Raw genomic sequence first — 19,813 nt, forward strand, 5'->3', positions numbered from 1 at the left:
CAAAAGGGAGAGATGGACGATGATTCAATGGGGAGCCAAAAACATCGATGTCATCACGTTGTTTGTGGAAGATCTGCTGGAGGCCAAATCATTCTATGAGCGGGTATTCGGCCTTTCCTCCGTCTACGAGGACGACAACTCGGCAGTATATAACTTCGGGAACATGAGCGTCAATCTGCTGAAAATATCCGAAGCGGACGAGCTTACGCATCCGGCTCCGGTGGCAGACCGCGGGGCGGGAGCGAGGTTTGTGTTCACGATCCGTGTTGATGACGTGGATGCGTTGTGTACAGAGCTGAATTCAGCCGGCGTTGCGCTACTGAACGGTCCGATGGACCGCCCATGGGGAATACGTACGGCAAGTTTCCAGGATCCGGGCGGACACATCTGGGAAATCGCGCAGGAGCTGCGTTGATTCCTCTGGATATGGATTGCAGGGAGCTGGGAATGACGAATAAAGCTCAGAGATGATGATATGCTGAACCTCATACGCTGAACCCAATGGGTCGGCGTTTTTTTCATTGACTAACCGTTCAACCAATAGTAATATGATGGCAAGATCAGGTAAATGATGGATGGAGGGATCCGGGATGGATTTGTATTATGAGATTCATGGCAGTGGAAAACCCGTCATTTTTATACACAGCGGCGGGACGGACAGCAGGCTGTGGTCATTCCTGGCGCCATTAGTCGCCAAAGAATACCAGACTATTACTTATGACGGCCGGGGTGCAGGCAAATCTCCTTCTCCCAAGGAACCGGCGAACTACGTTGAGGACTTGCGCGAGCTGATGGATGACCTTCACCTGGATACCGCCGTCCTCATCGGCCATTCAGGAGGCGGCCAAATCGCCACTGACTTCAGCCTTCAATACCCGAATCGTGTTTCGGGCTTGGTGCTCATCGGCCCATCGTTGACGGGCTATAAGCCATCACCGGAGTTTGAGCGCTGGATGAGTGAGGTGAACGCGGCCGCCCCCGATGCCGATAAAATCATGGAGCTTGCGTTCAGCGCTCCGCTGTACCGGATCGTGATGTCCAGTCCGCAGCGCCGCTTGATGATTGACATGTTCAGGCATCACCTGGCCAAAACGGCCGAGTGGGGGAGCTTCGAATCCGTTTGGCCGCAGCCTCCAGCCATCGGCCGATTGGAAGACCTTCACATAAGAACCCTGTTTATGATCGGCGATAATGAGATCCCGGATAATGAACGCGTCGCAGAGCTGTTCCGGAGCTTGCCGAATGTTCGTTATGTCCAAATTCCGGGGGCGGACCATATGATGCCCTTAACCCATCCGGAGATGATGTACAGCTACATTACCGAGTTTTTGGAGGAGAGACGTTAAATGCCGCGCACCCAGGAAGAGAATGAACGAATACGTCAGCAGGCCAAGGCGAAGATCCGAGAAGCAGCCATTGACCTTTTTATGAGAAAAGGTTATCATGCCACCTCGATCGATGATGTCTCTAAACACGCCGGCGTGTCCAAAGGGCTTCTATACAACTACTACAAAGGGAAAGAAGAATTGCTCAGTGCCATGGTCGAAGCCAGAATCGGGGAATTGATACAGGTCATGGAGAAGGCAGAGGCATTGGAGACGCCGGCAGAGCAGCTGAAACATATCGTAGAAGGGGCCGTCGATAATGTATGGCGTTCTCCCGAGGTGTTCCGGTTCTATCTGCACCTGCAGACCCAGCCGGAAGCCGATGAAACCGTCGCCAAATACGGAAAGCTCCTGATTGAGGAAAGTGCCCGCCAGTTTCAAATCCAGTGCCGCATGTTCGAAAAACTGGGAGCATCCGACCCGGTGGCGAGGTCATTGTACTTTTCCTCGGCACTGCAGGGAATCATGCTCATGATCTCGACTTATCCGGATCAATTTCCGGTCGAGGCTATGAAGCGGCAAATCATCGAGGATTTTTGCCAAGTTTAGCGCCAAATGTAAGAAGGCAATCCCCCGCTTTTTATAAATCGAAATGAACAGGGAACAGCTGCTGATGCAGCTGTTTTTTGCTGATCGAGGTCGTGTCTTAGAGGGGCGTTTAAACGATAAAGTTTATTGATATAAGTGGTAACTATCGGACAAAACGAGTAGAAATACTTCATGAAAGCTTTTTTGCCAGCAAAGGTGTTTTTCTCTATCAATCTATTGACTTCTACGTTTAATGACCATATAATCAACTAAAGTGACCCGACGTGTAAGGAGACCTAACATGGTTATTATCGATGAAGTGTACCGCAATATCAGTTTTGATATGCCGGAACAGGAATTATTCATTTTACTTGAACGCGTTAAAGCGAAGAAAGAAGAAGACGTAGAAGAGTTAAAAAACAAAATCGATAAATACGAGCAGAAACGCCGGGCGGAAGAGGCGTTGTATCAATCCATGTCCCCGATCCGGCGCTTGTTTACAGGGCGGCCAGCCAGCCATCATCAGGCAGTTGAGTATATGGTCCATGTCAAAGAACGGTTCAAGAAGATCGACGCGATAAAGCGCAGTATTCGGGAACTGGATCAGGTGCTTGATAAGCTGCGTTTACCGATAAGGGATTCGAACGAGGTATTTCTGTCTCCTGAGCTGATCCGGGAAATCAGACTGCTTCAGGAAATGGAGGCTTCACAGGAATGAATTTAACGCTTGAATCTTTAGGTACGGGAATGGATACCGTATGGGTCGTTCTCAGCGCCGCTATGATTCTGTTGATGGAGGGCGGGTTCGCCCTGCTTGAGGCAGGATTTGTACGCTACAAGAACAGCGTCAACATTATTATGAAGGTGTTCGCCGATATCACGATCGGCACCTTGGTTTTTTATGTATTCGGATTTGCGCTCATGTACGGAAAGGACGCCGGAGGGATCATCGGGACGAGCGGATTTGTCCTTGGGGGCGATTTATCCCACCTCCAGCTGCCAGTGTCGCTGGATACGTATTGGCTGTTCCAGGCGGCCTTCACCATCGCCGTCATTTCAATCGTTTCGGGTGCTGTGGCCGAGCGGATCAATTTTAGAGCCTATTTGCTGTACATCGTCCTGATGACCGGCCTGATCTATCCGATCGGCGGCCACTGGGCCTGGGGCGGCGGATGGCTGACTAAGCTAGGCATGCAGGATTTTGCCGGCTCTGCCGTCATTCACGCGCTCGGCGGCTTCTCGGCCCTGGCGGCTGCGCTGATCGTGGGTCCCCGGAAAGGGAAATTCAATAAAGCGGGTGCCAGCACGATCGCCCTGCCCAGCAACCTGCCTCTCGCTTCGGTAGGGGCTTTCCTTCTCTGGTTTGGCTGGTTTGGCTTCAATGCGGGCAGCACGCTCAGTGCAACCGATGTCCGCATCGGACATATTGCGCTGACAACGATGCTGTCTGCCGCATCCGGCGGAGCGGTCACACTGGTGTATACGCTGTTCCGCTACCAGCGCTCCGACGCACCATCCGTGATTAACGGCTCCTTGGCAGGTCTGGTCGGAATTACGGCCGGATGCGCTTTTGTCAGCGACAGCGCTGCCATCCTGATCGGTGCGATCTCGGGACTGCTTATGATGGCGGCAACGAGCTGGCTGGAGGGACGCCGGATTGACGATCCCGTCGGCGCCTTCCCGGTCCACGCCGTATCCGGTGCGTGGGGAACCCTTGCCGTTGGTCTGTTCGCGACAGACGGCGGCCTCTTTTACAGCGGCAGCTGGCATTTGCTTGGCGTCCAGGCGCTCGGACTGGCTGCGCTGGCGGCATGGGGATTTGTCCTTACTTGGGTCGGCCTTATGCTGATTGGTCTCCTCGTCCCTGTTCGTTCCAGCGAGGAGGAAGAGGAAATCGGCCTCGACATCAGTTATCACGGCATTATGGCAGCGGATCGGTCCCACGAGTTTATCGATCATGAAGTCCGCTATTCAATGAGCGAAGAACATCGGAATGTATAGCTGTTTGTTATGTACAAAAGGAACACTTCGAATCACCTTCGAAGTGTTCCTTTTTATTTTGCAGCATTTTATTTAGTTTCCGGCATTGCGTTTAAGCACCGCACCGCTATATCCCAAGTTAGCAATCAGTAAGAAACGGAAGGTGATCCGCTGTGATACGCTGATCTGGAAGAGTTAACAATCCACAGGGAAAGGAAGTATTCAAGATGGGCGTATTGAAACCTTTTATTTACTCGGAAGATGCAAGAAGTCAGGCGGATTTCTATATCCGTTCGCTTGGCGGCAATCTGGAATCCGTTATCACTCATGGGGAGTCGATGGGAGTCCAGAATGACTTGCAGGATAAAGTGATTCATATGTGCTTATCGGTCGCCGGAGGCAACTATATTTTTATGTCGGACTCCATGGAATCGAATCTTCAAGGCAACAATATGTCGCTGAATATCGACTACCCTTCGTCGGAGGAAGCCCGCGAGGCATTCTCGAAGCTTGCCGACGGAGGTCACGTCATCTATCCGTTTGAACAGCAGCCGTTCGGGTTGTACCTGGGCGAACTTACGGACCGGTTTGGTGTCCGTTGGATGATTACTGCACCGTCCGTATCTACCCGGTCCTAAGCGTTCTCCAATTCAATAGGCCGTATCCGGAAACCCCGCTTGAACCTTAGGTTTAAGCAGGGGTTATTTTGTTGTTCCGGCAAATTCCCGCCGATGGGTGCTTCTGTTATTTCAATGAACGGAGCTCTTTATCGGGCTGTAGAGTTATGCCTGTAATGTGAAGGAGTCAGGCCGACAATCTGTTTGAATTTCCTGTGAAAATGAGGCATACTGTCAAACCCGCAGGCCGGGGCGATGCTGCTGATGCTGTCGTCGGTGTGAAGCAGTAGCTCTTTAGCCCGGATCACCCGTTTGACGTTGATGTAATCCGTTACGCTCATCCCGGTCAACTGTTTGAACACGCGGCTGAAATGGGCGGAGCTAACGGAAGCGAGCCGGCTTAAAGAGCTTAGGCTGATCTGCTCGCAGTAATGCCCATCGATATACAGCAAGCTTTGCCGCATCCAGTTCGGACCAACGAACGGGCTGCGCGAGCCGCTGCTCCCGGCTCTTTGTTCCCGGTGGATCAGCAGCAATAGGTACTGAACGTACAGCACGATCGAGTGGCGGTAGCCCGAGGGTTGCCCCGTGAGCTCGGACTGAATGGCGGCCAGCTTGTCTTCGAGCTGCGACTCCAGTGCAGCGGGGCATTCCAGCTTATAAGCATGGTTCGAACTGCAGCTGTCAAAGCACTGTAAGTAAGAAAAGGATTCTCCCAAAGAAGTTTGCCGGACGAGTTCGGGACTAAAAAACACGGCAGTGGACGTGACCGGATCGTCTTTGTCCGGAAACGCCTGGTGGATCGTGCTGCCGGGGATGATAAACAGATCCCCGCGGCGCATTTCGTAAATCGTCCGGTCGATAAAAAAGGAGCCCATACCTGAGTGGACATACACCAGCTCATGCCAATCGTGAAGGTGATGCGGCAGCTCCAGCTGCGCCGTCTTGCGGTCGCGGTAATTGAATGAGAAAGGAAATTCCGGCTGCGCGTCAAATTGTTTGCGAATGGGATTCATAGCGTTGCCCCTTGAGCGTATTGGGAACCATCAGCCGAACCTTCACCTTCCGTAAACGATTCAAAACAGATAAGGAGGGTCAGCAAATGGGTTCGTTGTCTTGAAGATATCAAAATCGGATATGATTGTGCAAGATTTCGTTCTTTTAGAACCGATCCATAGTTGTTATATTGAGAAAAGAACATCGGTTTACATGAATGGAGGGAATTGCAATGCGAATAGACGCTCACCAGCATTACTGGAGTATCGCCCGGGACGACTACGGCTGGATTACGCCGTCCATTCCTGTCCTGTACCGGGATTATCAGCCGTCGGATCTGCTTCCGCATCTGGCAGAACATCATCTCGACGGGACGATCCTCGTGCAGGCCGCACCAACGTATGAAGAAACCGATTATATTCTTGAACTCGCGGCACAGGATGATCGGGTTCTGGGTGTGGTCGGATATATGGATCTCGCGGATGATGATCACAAGGACCATTTCCAGCGCTTTGCGCAGCATCCCAAATTCGTCGGCTTCCGCCTCATGATCCAGGATATGGAGGATGCAGATGCGATCCTGGAACCTTCATACGCAGCTTCGCTCAAACACTATGCGAGCCTTGGCGTTCCGGTCGATCTGCTCGTCCGTTCCGATCAATTGGATACGCTGGTCCGGCTGATCGAGCAAATTCCGGATCTGCATGCGGTGATCGACCATCTGGCGAAACCGCGAATCGCAGCAGGGGAAATGGAGCCTTGGGCCGGTTACATGAAAAAGCTGGCGTCTCACCCGAACCTGTACTGCAAGCTGTCCGGCATGGTGACCGAGGCGGACCATGATGGCTGGAAGCCGGATCAGCTTACGCCTTATGTCCGTCATGTTCTGGACTGTTTTGGCGCAGACCGGGTGATGTTCGGCAGCGACTGGCCGGTATGCCTGATGGCTTCGAGCTACGACGGTGTCGTGGATGCTCTTATGAAGACGCTTCCACCGAATTGGGGGGCAGATGAGAGTTTGAAGTTGTTCGGGGGCAACGCCGCATCATTTTACCGGCTGAAGAATGAGACATGATGACACGCTGCGGGGGAAATGACTGAATAGAAGGGTTGGGTGAAACCGAAATGAAATACCGGAAACTAGGAAAAACAGGTCTGGAAGTATCGGCGCTCAGCTTTGGCGCCTCCTCGTTAGGCTCCGTATTCCGCGACACGGATGAGCAGGAGAGCCTGCGAACCGTCTACGAGGCGATTGACAGCGGGATCAATTACATTGACGTCTCGCCTTATTACGGATTGACTAAAGCCGAAACGGTACTCGGCAAGGCGCTTAAGGACATTCCGCGCGACCGGTACCTGCTGTCAACCAAGGCCGGACGCTACGGGGAGCACGAATTCGATTTTTCCCATAACCGGATTCTTACGAGTCTGGATGAAAGCCTGAAGCGGCTGAACGTGGATGAAGTGGATATTCTGTTCCTCCATGATATCGAGTTCGTCCCGGCGCAAATGATCCTGGAGGAAGCCATACCTGCGCTTGAAAAGCTCAAGCAGTCGGGCAAAATCCGGTTTGCCGGCATATGCGGACTGCCGCTATCGCTGTTTGAAACGCTGCTGCCGCAAATCGATGTCGACGCGATCATTTCCTACTGCCATTATTCGCTGAATGACACCAGTCTGCTGGACTTGCTGCCGCTTCTTGAGGAAAGGAATACGGGACTCGTTAACGCCTCACCTATCTCCATGGGACTGCTGAGCACCCGGGGAACGCCTGCCTGGCATCCGGCCGATCCGGAAATCAAGGAGGCCTGTTTGAAGGCGGCACAGTTCTGCGCGGACCAAGGGGAGGATATCGCGAAGCTCGCGGTGCAGTTTTCCACTTCAAATGAGCGCATTCCCACCACGTTGGTTAGCACAGCCAATCCGGAAAATATCCGCAGGAATGCTTCCTGGGTGGAGGAGCCGGTGGATGAACGTCTGCTAAGCGAAGTGCTCGCCATTTTGGAACCTGTGCATAACCGGACCTGGACTAGCGGAAGGCCCGAATATAACACAAAAATAGGGGAGGCGTGAGATGAAAGGCATCATATGTTCAGCCGTCGGCCGATTTGACATGGTGCTGGATCTCCCGGAGCCCGTGATGGAGCCGGGGCATGCGGTGGTCGAGATCAAGCGGGTCGGGATTTGCGGAACCGATCTGCACGCATTCCGCGGCAACCAGCCGTTTTTTACATATCCGAGAATCCTTGGCCATGAGCTGGCAGGTATCATTAAGGAAGTCGGCCCTAACAGTGATGGGCTTGAAGCCGGCGATCAGGTGAGTATCATCCCTTATTTGCACTGCGGGACATGCATTGCCTGCCGAAGCGGGAAGACCAACTGCTGTACGGATATGCAGGTCCTTGGCGTTCATACGGACGGCGGCATGCGTGAGCGGATTGCCGTTCCGGTGACCCACTTGATTCGCACGAACGGGCTGACGCTGGACCAGACTGCGGTCATTGAACCGCTGGCCATAGGTGCCCATGCCGTGCGTAGATCGGGGCTGGCGGCCGGCGAGACGGCGCTCGTCATCGGGGGCGGGCCGATTGGGCTCGGGGTCATGGCCTTTGCAAAGGCCATCGGTGCCCATGTGCTCGCGATGGATGTGAACGACGAACGCCTGGCTTTCTGCAAGCAATGGATTGAGGCGGATGCGCTGGTGAACGCATTGCAGAATCCCGATGAACAAATTGCGGCGGCCTGCGGCGGAGAGCTGCCTTCGGTGGTGTTTGACGCTACGGGAAACGCACAGTCGATGACTGACGCGTTCCGTTATACCGCCCATGGCGGAAGATTGGTCTATGTCGGATTGGTCAAAGCGGATATCCGGTTCCACGATCCGGAATTCCATAAACGGGAGCTGACGCTGCTGGCCAGCCGCAACGCAACGCGCGAAGACTTCATGCACGTGCTGCATACGATCCGGTCCGGCGGGATCCACGTCGCTCCATACGTCACGCACCGGTCCGCGTTTGACGATCTGATTGAACAATTTAACCATTGGCTGGACCCGGCTGCCAAGGTCATCAAAGCGATGGTAGATATGTAGCCTTATAGCTGAATGGAGTACAAAAGAGAACGGCCGTCTTTAAAGACGGTCGTTTTTCTCAACTTACGGTGCTTGGCAGGAACAAGCCGCAGGCGGCTGACTCATTCGATATCCATGAAAGGTCAGGTGGTTCCATGAAACAGGTGTGGCTGAACATTTCGCCGGTATTTCGCAGATTCCTTATGTCTTATCTAATCGTGCTGATGATCCCGCTGATTGCGGGATATGTGTCTTACCGGACGTCGATCGATGTAGCGGAGCAAAGTTCCCTGAAGACCAGCATTATGACGCTGCAGCAGAGCAAGGATCTGATGGAGCGCAGGCTCGCTGAAGTTCAGGGCTTTACCAAACAGCTCGCCATTAACCAGGATTTAGCCAGGCTCATGACTTCGCATTCGGACGAGCAGAATTACGATGTATACGGTCTGTGGAAAATGATGCGGGACATCGCAAGCTACAGCCAGACCAACGACTTCCTTTCGAATTTTTACATCTACCTCCGCAACAGCCATCTGGTGCTTACGCCAAGCACGGTCTATTACCGGCCGGAGCTGTTTTACGAATCGAACCATTATGAAGGCATGACCTTTGAAACTTGGAAAAAAAACTTTCTCGAGAAGAGCAACCTCAGCATGGTCGTTCCCCAGCACGATTACGTGACGAAGACACATCAGCAAACGGTGGTTACCTTCGTGCAAGCCCTGCCCCTGAACAGCTTCGATACACCTCTCGCCTCCGTCGTGGTCCTGATCGATACGAAGAAAATGTCTGCATCTCTATCAGGGATAACCAATCAGTATGGAGGATGGGCATTCGTCAGGAACCATGATGGAGAAACAGTCCTGTCTGAGGGGATCACTGGCAGCGACATAGCCAAAATCCGAAATATTCCTTCAGGTAAACCCGGCGATATCAGCCGTGCGGCGGATGACATGCTACTCATATCCATCCGGGATGAATTAAGCGGCTGGGTCTACACGGCCGGCGTCCCGAAATCCGCCCTCATGATCAACGCGAACCGAATCAAGAACATCACCGGAATACTTACCGCGATTTCACTGATTTCCGGACTTGTCATCGGACTTGTGCTGGCATACCGGAGCAGCGCTCCGATCAACAATCTGATAAATTCACTCAAGAAACAGCTTGGATTGGAACTCGGTACAGGGATCCAAGATTACGATTTTATCGCGGGAAACATTTCAAGCCTGATTGCGAGCAACAGACAGCTGGAACAAGATCTCCACAACCAGGTGCCGTTGATCCGCGACGCTTTCATCAAACGGCTGTTGGTAGGAGAATTTTACAACGAAGAAGAGCTGGCCGCTGCTTCCGCGCAAGCGGGTGTCTCCATTAAGGGTGACGCAGGTTACGCCGGCCTGGCTAAAATCAACACCTATGGCGGTTCAGACAGCCGCGAATCGCTTGCGGAGTCCAGTGTGGCCCGCCTTATTGTGCGTCAGTCCCTAGTGGAGGCCGAGCCCGATATGCTGGTAACGGATTGGGGTCAGGACAAGCTTGCCTTTTTGCTGCTGCGCACAAGCAAGCTGGCCCCGGATGAGGCTTTGGTGATACAAAGGCTGCAGGATCTGGCGTGCACGCTGTTCAGCCATTATCACATGCCTGTCCAGTTCGGAATGGGGAGGCCCTTCGAAGCGCTGGCGGATGTCGGGCGTTCGTTCGGCGAAGCGGCGGAGGCACTGGACTATGCGGCATTCACCGATGAGGGCGGCGTCATTCGGTATGAGGATTCAAGCAGGGACGCGTCGCTATTTTATTATCCGATCGAAACGGAAACGCGGCTGCTGAACACGATCAAATCAGGAGATGGCAGGGAAGCGATGCGGATCCTCGAACACATTGCCGTACGGAATTTTCAGGAGAGGGAGCTGTCCCGTGAAATGACAGAGCAGCTGATCGGCGAACTTAAGGGGACGATGCTCAAGCTGCTGGATCAAAAGGCGGGAGATGATCCCGAGTTCACAGAGAATCTCCAGTGCCGGATCGCTCAAATCCAGCCGTTTGAAGGGATTGACAGGCTTCTTGGGCAAATGGGCGAAATGATCAGCCTCTATTGTTCGATGATCGAGGAGAAAAGGAATGCCCTGCATCATCAGACGGTACAGCAGGTGAAGGATTATCTTGAATCTGCGTACGGGGATGCGGACTTGACGCTGTACCACATCGCCAAGCAGGTTGGAAGGCCGGAAAAGTATGTCTCCACGGTATTCAAGGAAAGCGAGGGGGAGCATTGGTTCGATTACCTGGAGCGGCTGCGCATCGATAAAGCGTCCGAGCTGCTGCTGAACCGGGCTTTAAAAATCGACGATATTGCCGAAAGGGTCGGCTATAACAGCGCACATTCATTCCGGCGGGCATTCAAGCGGGTCCGGGGGATCTCCCCAAGCATGTTCCGGGAGGCGGCCGAATTAGGGGACGCTCGTTGATCAAGTACCGATAGAATGCGCTTTCATCGAAAAATGTACGCTTTATCGCGGATTGTACGGTCGGGTTGTGGATGCATTCGCTGCAATTGTACCTTTACGGTCGTGGCGCGGAGATTTTACCATGAATTCTGTAAGCGCTACCATTACAAACGGCTCCGGAGTCGTAACGTGAAGGGGGAATATGCTTGTGAAGGCTGTATCGGTTCAGCCGCAGACGGAGACCCGGGAGAGGAGCACTTCCAAAAATTATTGGAAGGAAGCCAAGAAAAGTCTGAGGAAGCACTGGCAGCTGTATTTACTGGTGATACCGCCGGTCCTGTTCTTTATTCTTTTCAAATACCTCCCGATGGCGAACGCGGTGCTTGCATTCAAGAATTACCAGGTGACCAAGGGAATATGGGGAAGCCCCTGGGTGGGGACGAAGTACTTCGACATGCTGTTTAATAATCCGCAATTCTGGACGCTGATCAAGAACACGTTGTTTCTGTCTCTGTATCAGCTGGCAGCCACTTTTCCGATCCCGATCATTCTGGCGCTGCTGCTCAATGAGGTGCGAAGCCTCCGTTTCAAAAAAGCGGTACAGCTGATTACGTATGCGCCGTTTTTTATTTCGACCGTCGTCATGGTCTCCATTATTATGATCTTTCTGGCACCGCGGCTCGGACTGCTGAACGTGATTCTAAATGCAATGGGTATGGAATCCACGAATTTTCTCGGCGACCCGACGAAGTTCAGATCCGTTTACGTATGGTCGGAAGTGTGGCAAACCACCGGATACTCCTGTGTCATTTATTTGGCGGCATTGGCTGGCGTGGACCCGTCGCTCTATGAAGCGGCCAAAGTGGACGGGGCTTCCAGACTGCAGAAAATCATCCATGTGGACATTCCGGGCATTCTGCCGGCCGCCGTCATCATCCTGATCCTAAGCGTCGGCAATATCATGTCGCTGGGCTTTGAGAAAGTATATCTCATGCAGAACCCGCTGAACCTGCAATCTTCAGAAATCATATCCACGTATGTTTACAAAATCGGTTTGCTGAACGCCAATTACAGCTTTGCCACAGCCGTGGGCTTGTTCAATTCGGTGATCAACCTGATTCTGCTCGTGGCGGTCAATGCCGTCTCGCGCCGGATATCCGAGAACAGCCTATGGTAATTCCAATGAACAAGGAGGGGAGGCTATGGCTGCTGTACAGACGACCGCTTCCATATCGACAAGGGGAAAAATCCGCGAATCGGCGGGGGACCGCGTTTTCCTCGGTATCACCTACATCCTGCTCAGTTTAATCCTTGTTGCCGTACTTTACCCGCTCATCTATATTGTCAGCTCATCGATCAGCAGCCCGCAGGCGGTTGCATCCGGCAAAGTTTGGCTGTGGCCGGTCGATATCTCTTTTGCCGGGTATAAAACGGTCTTCAGCAACGACCAGATACTGGTCGGCTACGGAAACTCGCTGTTCTATACCTGCTGCGGGACCTTGATCAGCGTCATCCTAACGGTGGCAATCGCCTATCCGTTATCGAAAAAGACGTTTTTTGGACGCAATGTGCTTATGATGTTCATCACGTTCACCTTTCTGTTTTCCGGGGGCTTGATTCCGACGTATCTCGTCGTCAAAGGCCTGCATCTGATCGATACAAGGTGGGCGCTGCTGCTGCCGAATGCGATCTTCGTGTTCCAGGTCATTATTGCCCGCACTTTTTTTAAAGCGTCCATTCCGGAAGAGCTGAACGATGCCGCCGAAATCGACGGCTGTAGCGACATCCGCTTTTTACTCAGCGTCGTCATTCCGCTGTCCAAGCCGATCCTGGCCGTGCTGACGCTGGTGTATGCGGTCGCGCAGTGGAACGCCTTTTTCGACGCGCTGATCTATCTGAAGTCGCAGCATTTGTATCCGCTCCAGCTAACGCTGCGCAGCATTCTGATTCAAAATTTCTCCGGCGGCAATATGGACGCAAGCGAGCAGGTCAAGCGGCAGGAGCTTGCCTATTTGATGAAATATTCTCTCATCGTGGTCGCAAGCCTGCCTGTGCTGATCCTGTATCCCTTTATTCAGCGGTATTTCGTTCAAGGGATGCTGATCGGTTCGATTAAGGGCTAAACCGCATAACAGTGGATGACTTAGCAGGGGAGCTTTTCAATTTTTGATGAAAAAGGGGCGTGTCGTGTTCATGAAGAAACGTGTTTACCGAGGCTGGTTCAGCTTGATTGCACTGGTGCTGGTCCTTGCAGGCTGTTCCGGGGGGGCATCACCGAATGATTCAGGAGCGGATGGAGGATCTGCGAGTACAGGCGGGGAAACCGGAACCGTTCCGATCAGCGTGTTTGTCAATACCGACGGCAACATCGACTATAAAACAAACCTGTTCACCAAAGTGCTGGAGAAAAAAGCAAACGTCAAGCTGCAGTTTACCGAGGTACCTTATGACGGCGCGGCGGAGAAACGCCAAATTTCCCTCGCCAGCGGCGACTACCCTGATTTGTACATGCTGATCCCGTGGGTCGACAAGTTCTCCCAATCGGATCTGGTGAAGTTCGGGCAGCAGGGCGTGATCCTTCCCCTGAACGATTTGATCGATCAATATGCTCCCAATATCAAGAAGGCGCTGGATGACCACCCGGATTACAAATCGATGTCCATCGCTCCGGACGGCAACATCTACGGGCTGACCATGCTGAACGAATGTTTTCACTGCTCTTACCCCAACAAAATGTGGGTTAACACCAGCTGGCTGAAGAAGCTCAATTTGGAGGTCCCTAAAACGACGGAAGATTTCAAGAAGGTGCTGGAAGCCTTCAAGACCAAGGATCCAAACGGCAACGGCAAAGCCGACGAGGTTCCTCTGAGCGGTTCCATCGAAAATTTTGGCGTGCACATTCTGCCTTTTCTAATGAACGGCTTTATCTATGATGACGATAAATACTATCTGACGGTGAATGGCGATAAAGTAGACATCGCGGCCAACAAGCCGGAATGGAAGGAAGGACTTGCCTATGCCAGGTCGCTGTATGCCGAAGGCTTGATTGACCCGGGCGCATTCACACAGAACGCCGACGCGTTCAAGCTGATCGGCAACAATACCGCAACCGAGCTTCTGGGTGCGGGAGCATCGATGCATCCGGCGATATTTACGGATACCGGGGAAGGCAACAAGTACAGCTCCCATTACGACGCCATTCCGCCGCTGCAGGGGCCACATGCCGCATATGCTACGTTCAATTACCCGGTCGATCCTGGCGCTACTTTCGTCCTGACCAACAAGGCAAGCAAAGAAGTACAAATCGCCGCCATCAAAATGCTGGATTACATTTATACCGAAGAGGGACAGCTGCTGGGCAACTACGGCGAGGAGGGCAAGGATTGGGTGAAGCCGAAAGACGGAGACGTGCCATTGAACGAAAAAGCGAAACCGATCTTCAAGACGCTGGAGCAGCCGGCAGGCTCCGAGCCGCGAAACAGTGCGTGGGGAGCCACCGCCCAGTACAACCATACCCGGGAATTCCGCGATGGCTGGATTCAGGAAACCGATATTTATAAAAATTCGGGTTATGAGCGCAGATTGCAGGAAGCGACCTACCTGTACGAGAATAAACAACCTAAGGAGGTCTATCCCAATTGGTCGGTCTGGATCGATCCAGCGGCTGCCGATGAGCAAAGCATGCTTCAGCAAAATATAAAGGACTACGTGGATCAAAATGCCCTGCAGTTTGTCACCGGCGCCAAGAACCTGGACAAAGACTGGGATGCCTACGTCAAAGGGTTGGATGCATTAAATCTGAAGCGGTATTTGGAAATCATGCAGCAGGCTTATGACACGACCAAAAAAGCAGAATAATACGAACCTTTTTATTGAACCGGAGGGGAAGCATGAAACTTCAATATGACAAACCTGCTACAGTATGGACGGAAGCGCTTCCGATCGGCAACGGCCGGATTGGCGCCATGGTGTTCGGAGGCGTGGCCGAAGAGCGGATCCAGCTGAACGAAGACACGCTTTGGTCGGGATATCCGCGAGACACGAATAATCCGGAGGCTTTGGAGGTACTGCCCCGGGTGCGCGAGCTGATCCGCAGCGGGCAATACGAGGAAGCTGACCGTGCGGCGAAAGGGATGATGGGTGCCTACAGCCAGTCCTATCTTCCGCTCGGAGATCTGCATATTGAGTTGAAGCAGGAGGGAGAAGCTTCGTTTACTGGCTACAAAAGAGAACTGGATCTCGCTGAGGGCATTACCCGTGTTGAATACACGGTTCGCGGCGTTGTGTATACGAGGGAGATGTTCGTATCCCATCCGGACCAGGTGCTGGTCGTCCGTCTGACTTCCAGCGAGGCAGGAAAGCTGAATTTTCGGGCATCGCTCAGCAGTCCGCTGCGCAGCGTGACGGAGGCGCAGGACGGCACCTTAGTCCTCCGGGGTACCGCGCCGGAACAGGTTTGGCCTAATTATTACCGCAGCGATGATCCCATTATTTACGGCGACCCGGATAAGACGGAAGCGGTGCGTTTTCAAGGACGCCTGACGGCTGTAACGGAGGGAGGCAGCGCAGCGGTCAGCGAAACGGACATCCGCGTTCAAGGCGCGACGGCGGCAACCCTTTATTTCAGCGCTGCGACGAGTTTTAGCGGCTTTGATAAACTGCCCGGAAGCCAAGGCAAAGATGAGAAACGGGCCGCCAAGGACGATTTGGACAGAGCTATTCAAGGCAATTATGAGGGCCAGCGCCAAACGCATATTGCCGATCACCGCTCGCTGTTCGACCGGGTCCAGTTGTCGCTTGGGGCAAGCAAGGCAGGAGAAGAACTATCGACAGAGGACCGGATTGTCCGCTATGGAGCCGGCGATCCGGGGCTGGTGGAACTGCTGTTTCATTATGGCCGATACCTGATGATCGCTAGTTCTCGGCCCGGCACCCAGCCGGCGAATCTGCAGGGAATTTGGAACCAGGAGATGCGCCCGCCGTGGAGCAGCAACTGGACGCTGAATATCAATGCAGAAATGAATTACTGGCCGGCCGAAACGGCGAATCTGTCCGAGCTGCATGAGCCGCTGCTTCGCTTTATCGGCGACTTGGCCCGGAATGGCGGGACAACGGCACAGACTCACTATGACGCCCGCGGCTGGACCGCCCACCACAATTCTGACATTTGGGCGATGTCCAATCCCGTAGGCGATTACGGGCATGGCGATCCGGTATGGTGCATGTGGCCGATGGGCGGTGTCTGGCTGTGCCAGCACTTGTGGGAGCATTTTGCGTTCAGCCGGGACGAGAAGTATTTGCGGGAACATGCCTACCCGGTGATGAAGGACGCGGCTCTGTTCTGCCTGGATTGGCTGCAGGACGACGGCAGCGGCCGCCTGATCACTTCGCCGTCGACCTCGCCGGAGCATAAATTCAGAACGCCGGCGGGCGGTCTGGCTGCGGTCAGCGAAGCATCGACGATGGATCTGATGCTGATCTGGGACCTGCTCACCAATCTAATTGAAGCGTCCGAGACGCTGGAAGAAGACGAAGCGCTGCGCCAGGAGTGGCTGGAGGCCAGGGAGCGTCTCCTGCCGCTGCAGGTCGGGAAGTACGGACAGCTTCAGGAATGGTCCAAGGATTTCGAAGACGAGGATGTCCACCACCGTCACGCGTCCCATATGTTCGGCGTATATCCGGGCCGGCAGCTCACCAAGCGGCAGTCGCCGGATTTATTCGAGGCCGCCCGCCGTTCCCTAGAACGGCGGGGCGACGACGGAACAGGCTGGAGTCTTGGCTGGAAGGTCGCCCTGTGGGCCCGGTTCGGCGAAGGCGACCGTTCGCTTGCTCTGCTCTCCAACCTGCTGCGTCTCGTCCGCGAAGATGAACCGGATAATTATCACCATGGCGGAGTGTATACGAATTTGTTCGACGCCCATCCGCCGTTCCAAATTGACGGCAATTTTGCGGCGACGGCCGGCATTGCTGAAATGCTGCTTCAGTCGCATCAGGGATATTTGGAATTCCTTCCGGCTCTGCCTGCTTCCTGGCCGAACGGATTTGTGAAGGGCCTTCGCGCACGCGGAGGGTTCGAGGTCAGCCTGGAATGGAAAGAGGGAAGGCTTGCGGAGGCTGAGATTGTCTCCCATGCCGGATCGTCCCTGTCAATCTATTCGCTGAATCCGCTGACGATCTTGGCGGATGAAAACAGCATTCCTGTTCAACAGACTGGAGAGAACTTGTACTCATTCCCTACGACTGCGGGTATGACGTACCGCTTATTGCTTGAGCCATCCGTTCAACAAGGAAGGCTCTGATTGTTGAAGCCCTGCCGAAGGTTCGGCAGGGCTTTTTCATTTGGCATGGGGATGGTCACGCGAGGGTCACGTTCGTTAGAACGTCTGGAGAGCCAGTCTGCTTCATTCCCTGCGCCGAAAACCGGCGCGGTAGCTGCGGGCAGACATCCGAGTGACCGACTTGAATACTTTTTCAAAATGCGAAAAGTTCTCGAACCCCACGTCCTCCGACACCCGAATGATGCGTTCATCGGTTTCGCGCAGCAGACGCTGGGCCTCCTTGATCCGGGTAATGCCGATATATTCGATCAGGCCAAAGCCGGTATACTTCTTGAACGACCGGCTCAAATGGCTGGGGCTCAAGTAGAACAGTTCACTCAGGCCGCTCAGCGTCAAGGATTCCCGGTAATGCTCCGAGATGTAGCTGGCGATGTCGTTCATGCGGGCTGCAGCGGGAGAGACCGAGACTTCGGGGACCCCTTGCTTGTATGCTGCGGACTGCCTGGCCGCAAACAGCAATGCCTGTCCCGCAGCATGCCGGACGGCCATCCGGTAACCGGGAGCCTCATCCTGAATTTCCCGCAGCATTTCATAGAGCAGCTGTTCGATCCGAAGCTTGTCCTGATCCGCCAGATGCACCACGCGGTGGGGACCGTGAAACGGAGCAAGCAGCAGCTCGGTCTCATCCTGCTGGAGCGGCTCGAAATACGAATCGTTGACATAAATGACGATGCGTTCATGGTTCGGCACACCGGTGTCCGAGGTTTTATGCACTTCATTCCCCGGGATGAACACCAAATCTCCGGATCGGACCCGATACACCCGGTCTTTAATGAAGTAAAAGCGTTCGCCGCCAAACAAATAATACAGCTCGTAATGTTTGTGCATATGATCCTCCGACATGGAGAAGTGTCCCTTGCGGCGGTTATATTCAACAGAAAAGGGATCGAACGCGTCTCCGTACCGCAGCTCCTGGTGTAAAGCCATAATCGTTCCTCCACAAGCGCAATAAATGCGGGGTTTTCATCATTCTAGCATAAAATGCGGGGACAATAAGCGAATTTTGCAGTAATCTGCAAATAAACAGGTTCATAGAAGGAGAGGGAATAATATGGCCAAAAAAACATATGTGCAGGTCGGAGCAGGCGGAAGAGCGGAATTTTTTTACGGTGCGATTGCCCAGCGTTTCCGGGATTCGGCGGAGCTGCTCGCTTTTTGCGACGTGAACCAGACTCGCATGGATTATGCCAACAAGCTGCTGACGGAGAAGTACGATTACGACGCGGTACGAACGTATAAAACCGAAGCTTTTGACGAGATGATCCGGACCGAAAAGCCGGACTTCGTCATCGTAACCAGCGTGGACCGTACCCATCACCGCTATATTATCCGGGCGATGGAGCTCGGCTGCGACGTGATCACGGAAAAGCCGATGACGGTCGACGCGGCCAAATGCCAGGACATTCTCGACGCGGTGGAAAGAACAGGACGTAACGTGCGGGTTACCTTCAACTACCGTTATGCGCCTCATCATACGAAAGCCCGGGAGCTGATTGCAGACGGAACCATCGGGGATGTGACGTCGGTTCACTTCGAGTGGCTGCTTAATACGCAGCATGGCGCGGATTATTTCCGCAGATGGCATCGGGACAAGCGCAACAGCGGCGGTCTGCTCGTACATAAGTCGACCCACCATTTCGACCTGGTTAATTTCTGGATCGGATCCGAGCCGGAAACCGTCTATGCGATGGGAAACCTGCTGTTTTACGGACGGGAAAATGCCGAGAAGCGCGGAATCACCAAGTTTTATGACCGGGCCACAGGCCATCCGAACGCGAAGGACGATCCGTTTGCGCTCTCACTGGACAGCAACGCGCATCTGAAAGCGATGTACCTCGACGCGGAGTGGGAGGACGGCTACCGCCGGGATCAAAGCGTATTTGGCGACGGGATTTCGATCGAGGATACGATGAGCGTTATGGTCCGGTACAAAAATAAAGCGCAGCTGACCTATTCGCTGAATGCTTACATGCCGTGGGAAGGATACCGGATCGCCTTTAACGGCACCAAGGGCCGGATCGAAATGACGGTAATCGAGCAATCCTATGTCAATTCCGGCGGAGACAAAGCGCTGGAAGGAGCGGTCAAGGGGGTCAATATCCTGGTATTCCCTATGTTCGGCGAGCCTTACAAGGCTGACTTCGAGGAAGGGGCCGGCGGGCACGGCGGCGGCGATCCTGTGCTGCTGAACGACATTTTCGGCGTGCCTGTGGAAGATAAATTCCATCGGGCGGCGAACCATATTGACGGCGCACGATCGATCCTGACGGGCATTGCCGCCAATCAATCAATCTCCACCGGACTTCCGGTGAAAGTCGACGATCTGGTAAGGTTTTACGGGGCAAAGTAACATGCGCGACGGATAAGGATCGAGGCCCCCTGAGCGGCAGCCATGGTGGCCTTTGGCTTCCCGATGCGGTAAGAGTTACAAAGACACTGACCGGTATAGATC

General features: G+C 53.7%; 17 protein-coding genes. 15 read left to right on the forward strand and 2 right to left on the reverse strand.

Annotation, left to right across the window (positions count from 1 at the left end):
• Nucleotides 1–19: 19 nt before the first annotated feature.
• From MKY74_RS19285 to MKY74_RS19310, 6 genes are all read left to right on the forward strand, one after another.
• Nucleotides 20–415 carry a VOC family protein gene (locus MKY74_RS19285; protein ID WP_076166256.1) on the forward strand — a complete coding sequence of 132 codons (396 nt, stop codon included), beginning with the start codon at nucleotides 20–22 and terminating at the stop codon, nucleotides 413–415.
• 175 nt (nucleotides 416–590) lie between these two features.
• Nucleotides 591–1,346 carry an alpha/beta fold hydrolase gene (locus MKY74_RS19290; protein WP_076166253.1) on the forward strand — a complete coding sequence of 252 codons (756 nt, stop codon included), beginning with the start codon at nucleotides 591–593 and terminating at the stop codon, nucleotides 1,344–1,346.
• On the forward strand, nucleotides 1,347–1,934 hold the full coding sequence (locus MKY74_RS19295) for a TetR/AcrR family transcriptional regulator (protein WP_076166250.1): 588 nt from the start codon (nucleotides 1,347–1,349) through the stop codon (nucleotides 1,932–1,934).
• 280 nt (nucleotides 1,935–2,214) lie between these two features.
• Complete coding sequence (locus MKY74_RS19300) at nucleotides 2,215–2,631, forward strand: hypothetical protein (protein WP_076166245.1); 417 nt, start codon at nucleotides 2,215–2,217, stop codon at nucleotides 2,629–2,631.
• A complete protein-coding gene (locus MKY74_RS19305) occupies nucleotides 2,628–3,914 on the forward strand; it encodes an ammonium transporter (RefSeq protein ID WP_076166242.1) in 1,287 nt (428 codons plus the stop codon). The genes MKY74_RS19300 and MKY74_RS19305 overlap by 4 nt, the downstream gene beginning before the upstream one ends.
• Nucleotides 3,915–4,120: 206 nt before the next feature.
• The gene (locus tag MKY74_RS19310) at nucleotides 4,121–4,531 is read left to right on the forward strand and encodes a VOC family protein (RefSeq protein WP_076166239.1); all 411 of its coding nucleotides are present in this window, start codon (nucleotides 4,121–4,123) and stop codon (nucleotides 4,529–4,531) included.
• A 128-nt stretch (nucleotides 4,532–4,659) separates the two neighbouring features.
• Here the strand turns inward: MKY74_RS19310 and MKY74_RS19315 are convergent, their stop codons facing one another.
• Nucleotides 4,660–5,526, reverse strand: a complete 867-nt coding sequence (locus MKY74_RS19315) for an AraC family transcriptional regulator (protein ID WP_076166236.1) — start codon at nucleotides 5,524–5,526, stop codon at nucleotides 4,660–4,662.
• Nucleotides 5,527–5,738: 212 nt separating this feature from the next.
• Here MKY74_RS19315 and MKY74_RS19320 point away from each other — a divergent pair, with 212 nt between their 5' ends.
• The 8 genes from MKY74_RS19320 (at nucleotide 5,739) to MKY74_RS19355 (ending at nucleotide 17,322) form a co-directional block, all read left to right on the forward strand.
• Complete coding sequence (locus MKY74_RS19320) at nucleotides 5,739–6,581, forward strand: amidohydrolase family protein (RefSeq protein WP_208629237.1); 843 nt, start codon at nucleotides 5,739–5,741, stop codon at nucleotides 6,579–6,581.
• 50 nt (nucleotides 6,582–6,631) lie between these two features.
• Complete coding sequence (locus MKY74_RS19325; RefSeq protein WP_076166234.1) at nucleotides 6,632–7,579, forward strand: aldo/keto reductase; 948 nt, start codon at nucleotides 6,632–6,634, stop codon at nucleotides 7,577–7,579.
• Between the two features lies 1 nt (nucleotide 7,580).
• A complete protein-coding gene (locus MKY74_RS19330) occupies nucleotides 7,581–8,597 on the forward strand; it encodes a zinc-binding alcohol dehydrogenase family protein (RefSeq protein WP_076166231.1) in 1,017 nt (338 codons plus the stop codon).
• Nucleotides 8,598–8,731: 134 nt separating this feature from the next.
• Entirely contained in the window at nucleotides 8,732–11,044 is a 2,313-nt protein-coding gene (locus tag MKY74_RS19335) for a helix-turn-helix domain-containing protein (RefSeq protein ID WP_076166228.1), read from the forward strand.
• A 301-nt stretch (nucleotides 11,045–11,345) separates the two neighbouring features.
• Nucleotides 11,346–12,200 carry an ABC transporter permease gene (locus MKY74_RS19340; protein WP_076169336.1) on the forward strand — a complete coding sequence of 285 codons (855 nt, stop codon included), beginning with the start codon at nucleotides 11,346–11,348 and terminating at the stop codon, nucleotides 12,198–12,200.
• A gap of 25 nt (nucleotides 12,201–12,225) precedes the next feature.
• Entirely contained in the window at nucleotides 12,226–13,146 is a 921-nt protein-coding gene (locus MKY74_RS19345) for a carbohydrate ABC transporter permease (RefSeq protein WP_076166224.1), read from the forward strand.
• Between the two features lie 70 nt (nucleotides 13,147–13,216).
• Nucleotides 13,217–14,881 (forward strand): ABC transporter substrate-binding protein, encoded by a 1,665-nt coding sequence (locus MKY74_RS19350; protein ID WP_076169334.1) that lies wholly within the window; start codon nucleotides 13,217–13,219, stop codon nucleotides 14,879–14,881.
• A 32-nt stretch (nucleotides 14,882–14,913) separates the two neighbouring features.
• Nucleotides 14,914–17,322: a glycoside hydrolase family 95 protein gene (locus MKY74_RS19355; protein ID WP_076166220.1), complete on the forward strand. Its 2,409-nt coding sequence runs from the start codon at nucleotides 14,914–14,916 to the stop codon at nucleotides 17,320–17,322.
• A gap of 102 nt (nucleotides 17,323–17,424) precedes the next feature.
• Here MKY74_RS19355 and MKY74_RS19360 read toward each other — a convergent pair whose 3' ends face one another.
• Entirely contained in the window at nucleotides 17,425–18,288 is an 864-nt protein-coding gene (locus MKY74_RS19360) for an AraC family transcriptional regulator (RefSeq protein WP_076166216.1), read from the reverse strand.
• A gap of 124 nt (nucleotides 18,289–18,412) precedes the next feature.
• On the opposite strand from MKY74_RS19360, the gene MKY74_RS19365 reads away from it, so the two are divergent.
• Entirely contained in the window at nucleotides 18,413–19,711 is a 1,299-nt protein-coding gene (locus tag MKY74_RS19365) for a Gfo/Idh/MocA family oxidoreductase (RefSeq protein ID WP_076166212.1), read from the forward strand.
• The last annotated feature ends 102 nt before the right edge of the window (nucleotides 19,712–19,813 follow it).

Origin of the sequence: Paenibacillus sp. FSL R5-0378 (assembly GCF_038009285.1) — a bacterium.
Taxonomy (GTDB): domain Bacteria; phylum Bacillota; class Bacilli; order Paenibacillales; family Paenibacillaceae; genus Paenibacillus_AQ; species Paenibacillus_AQ favisporus.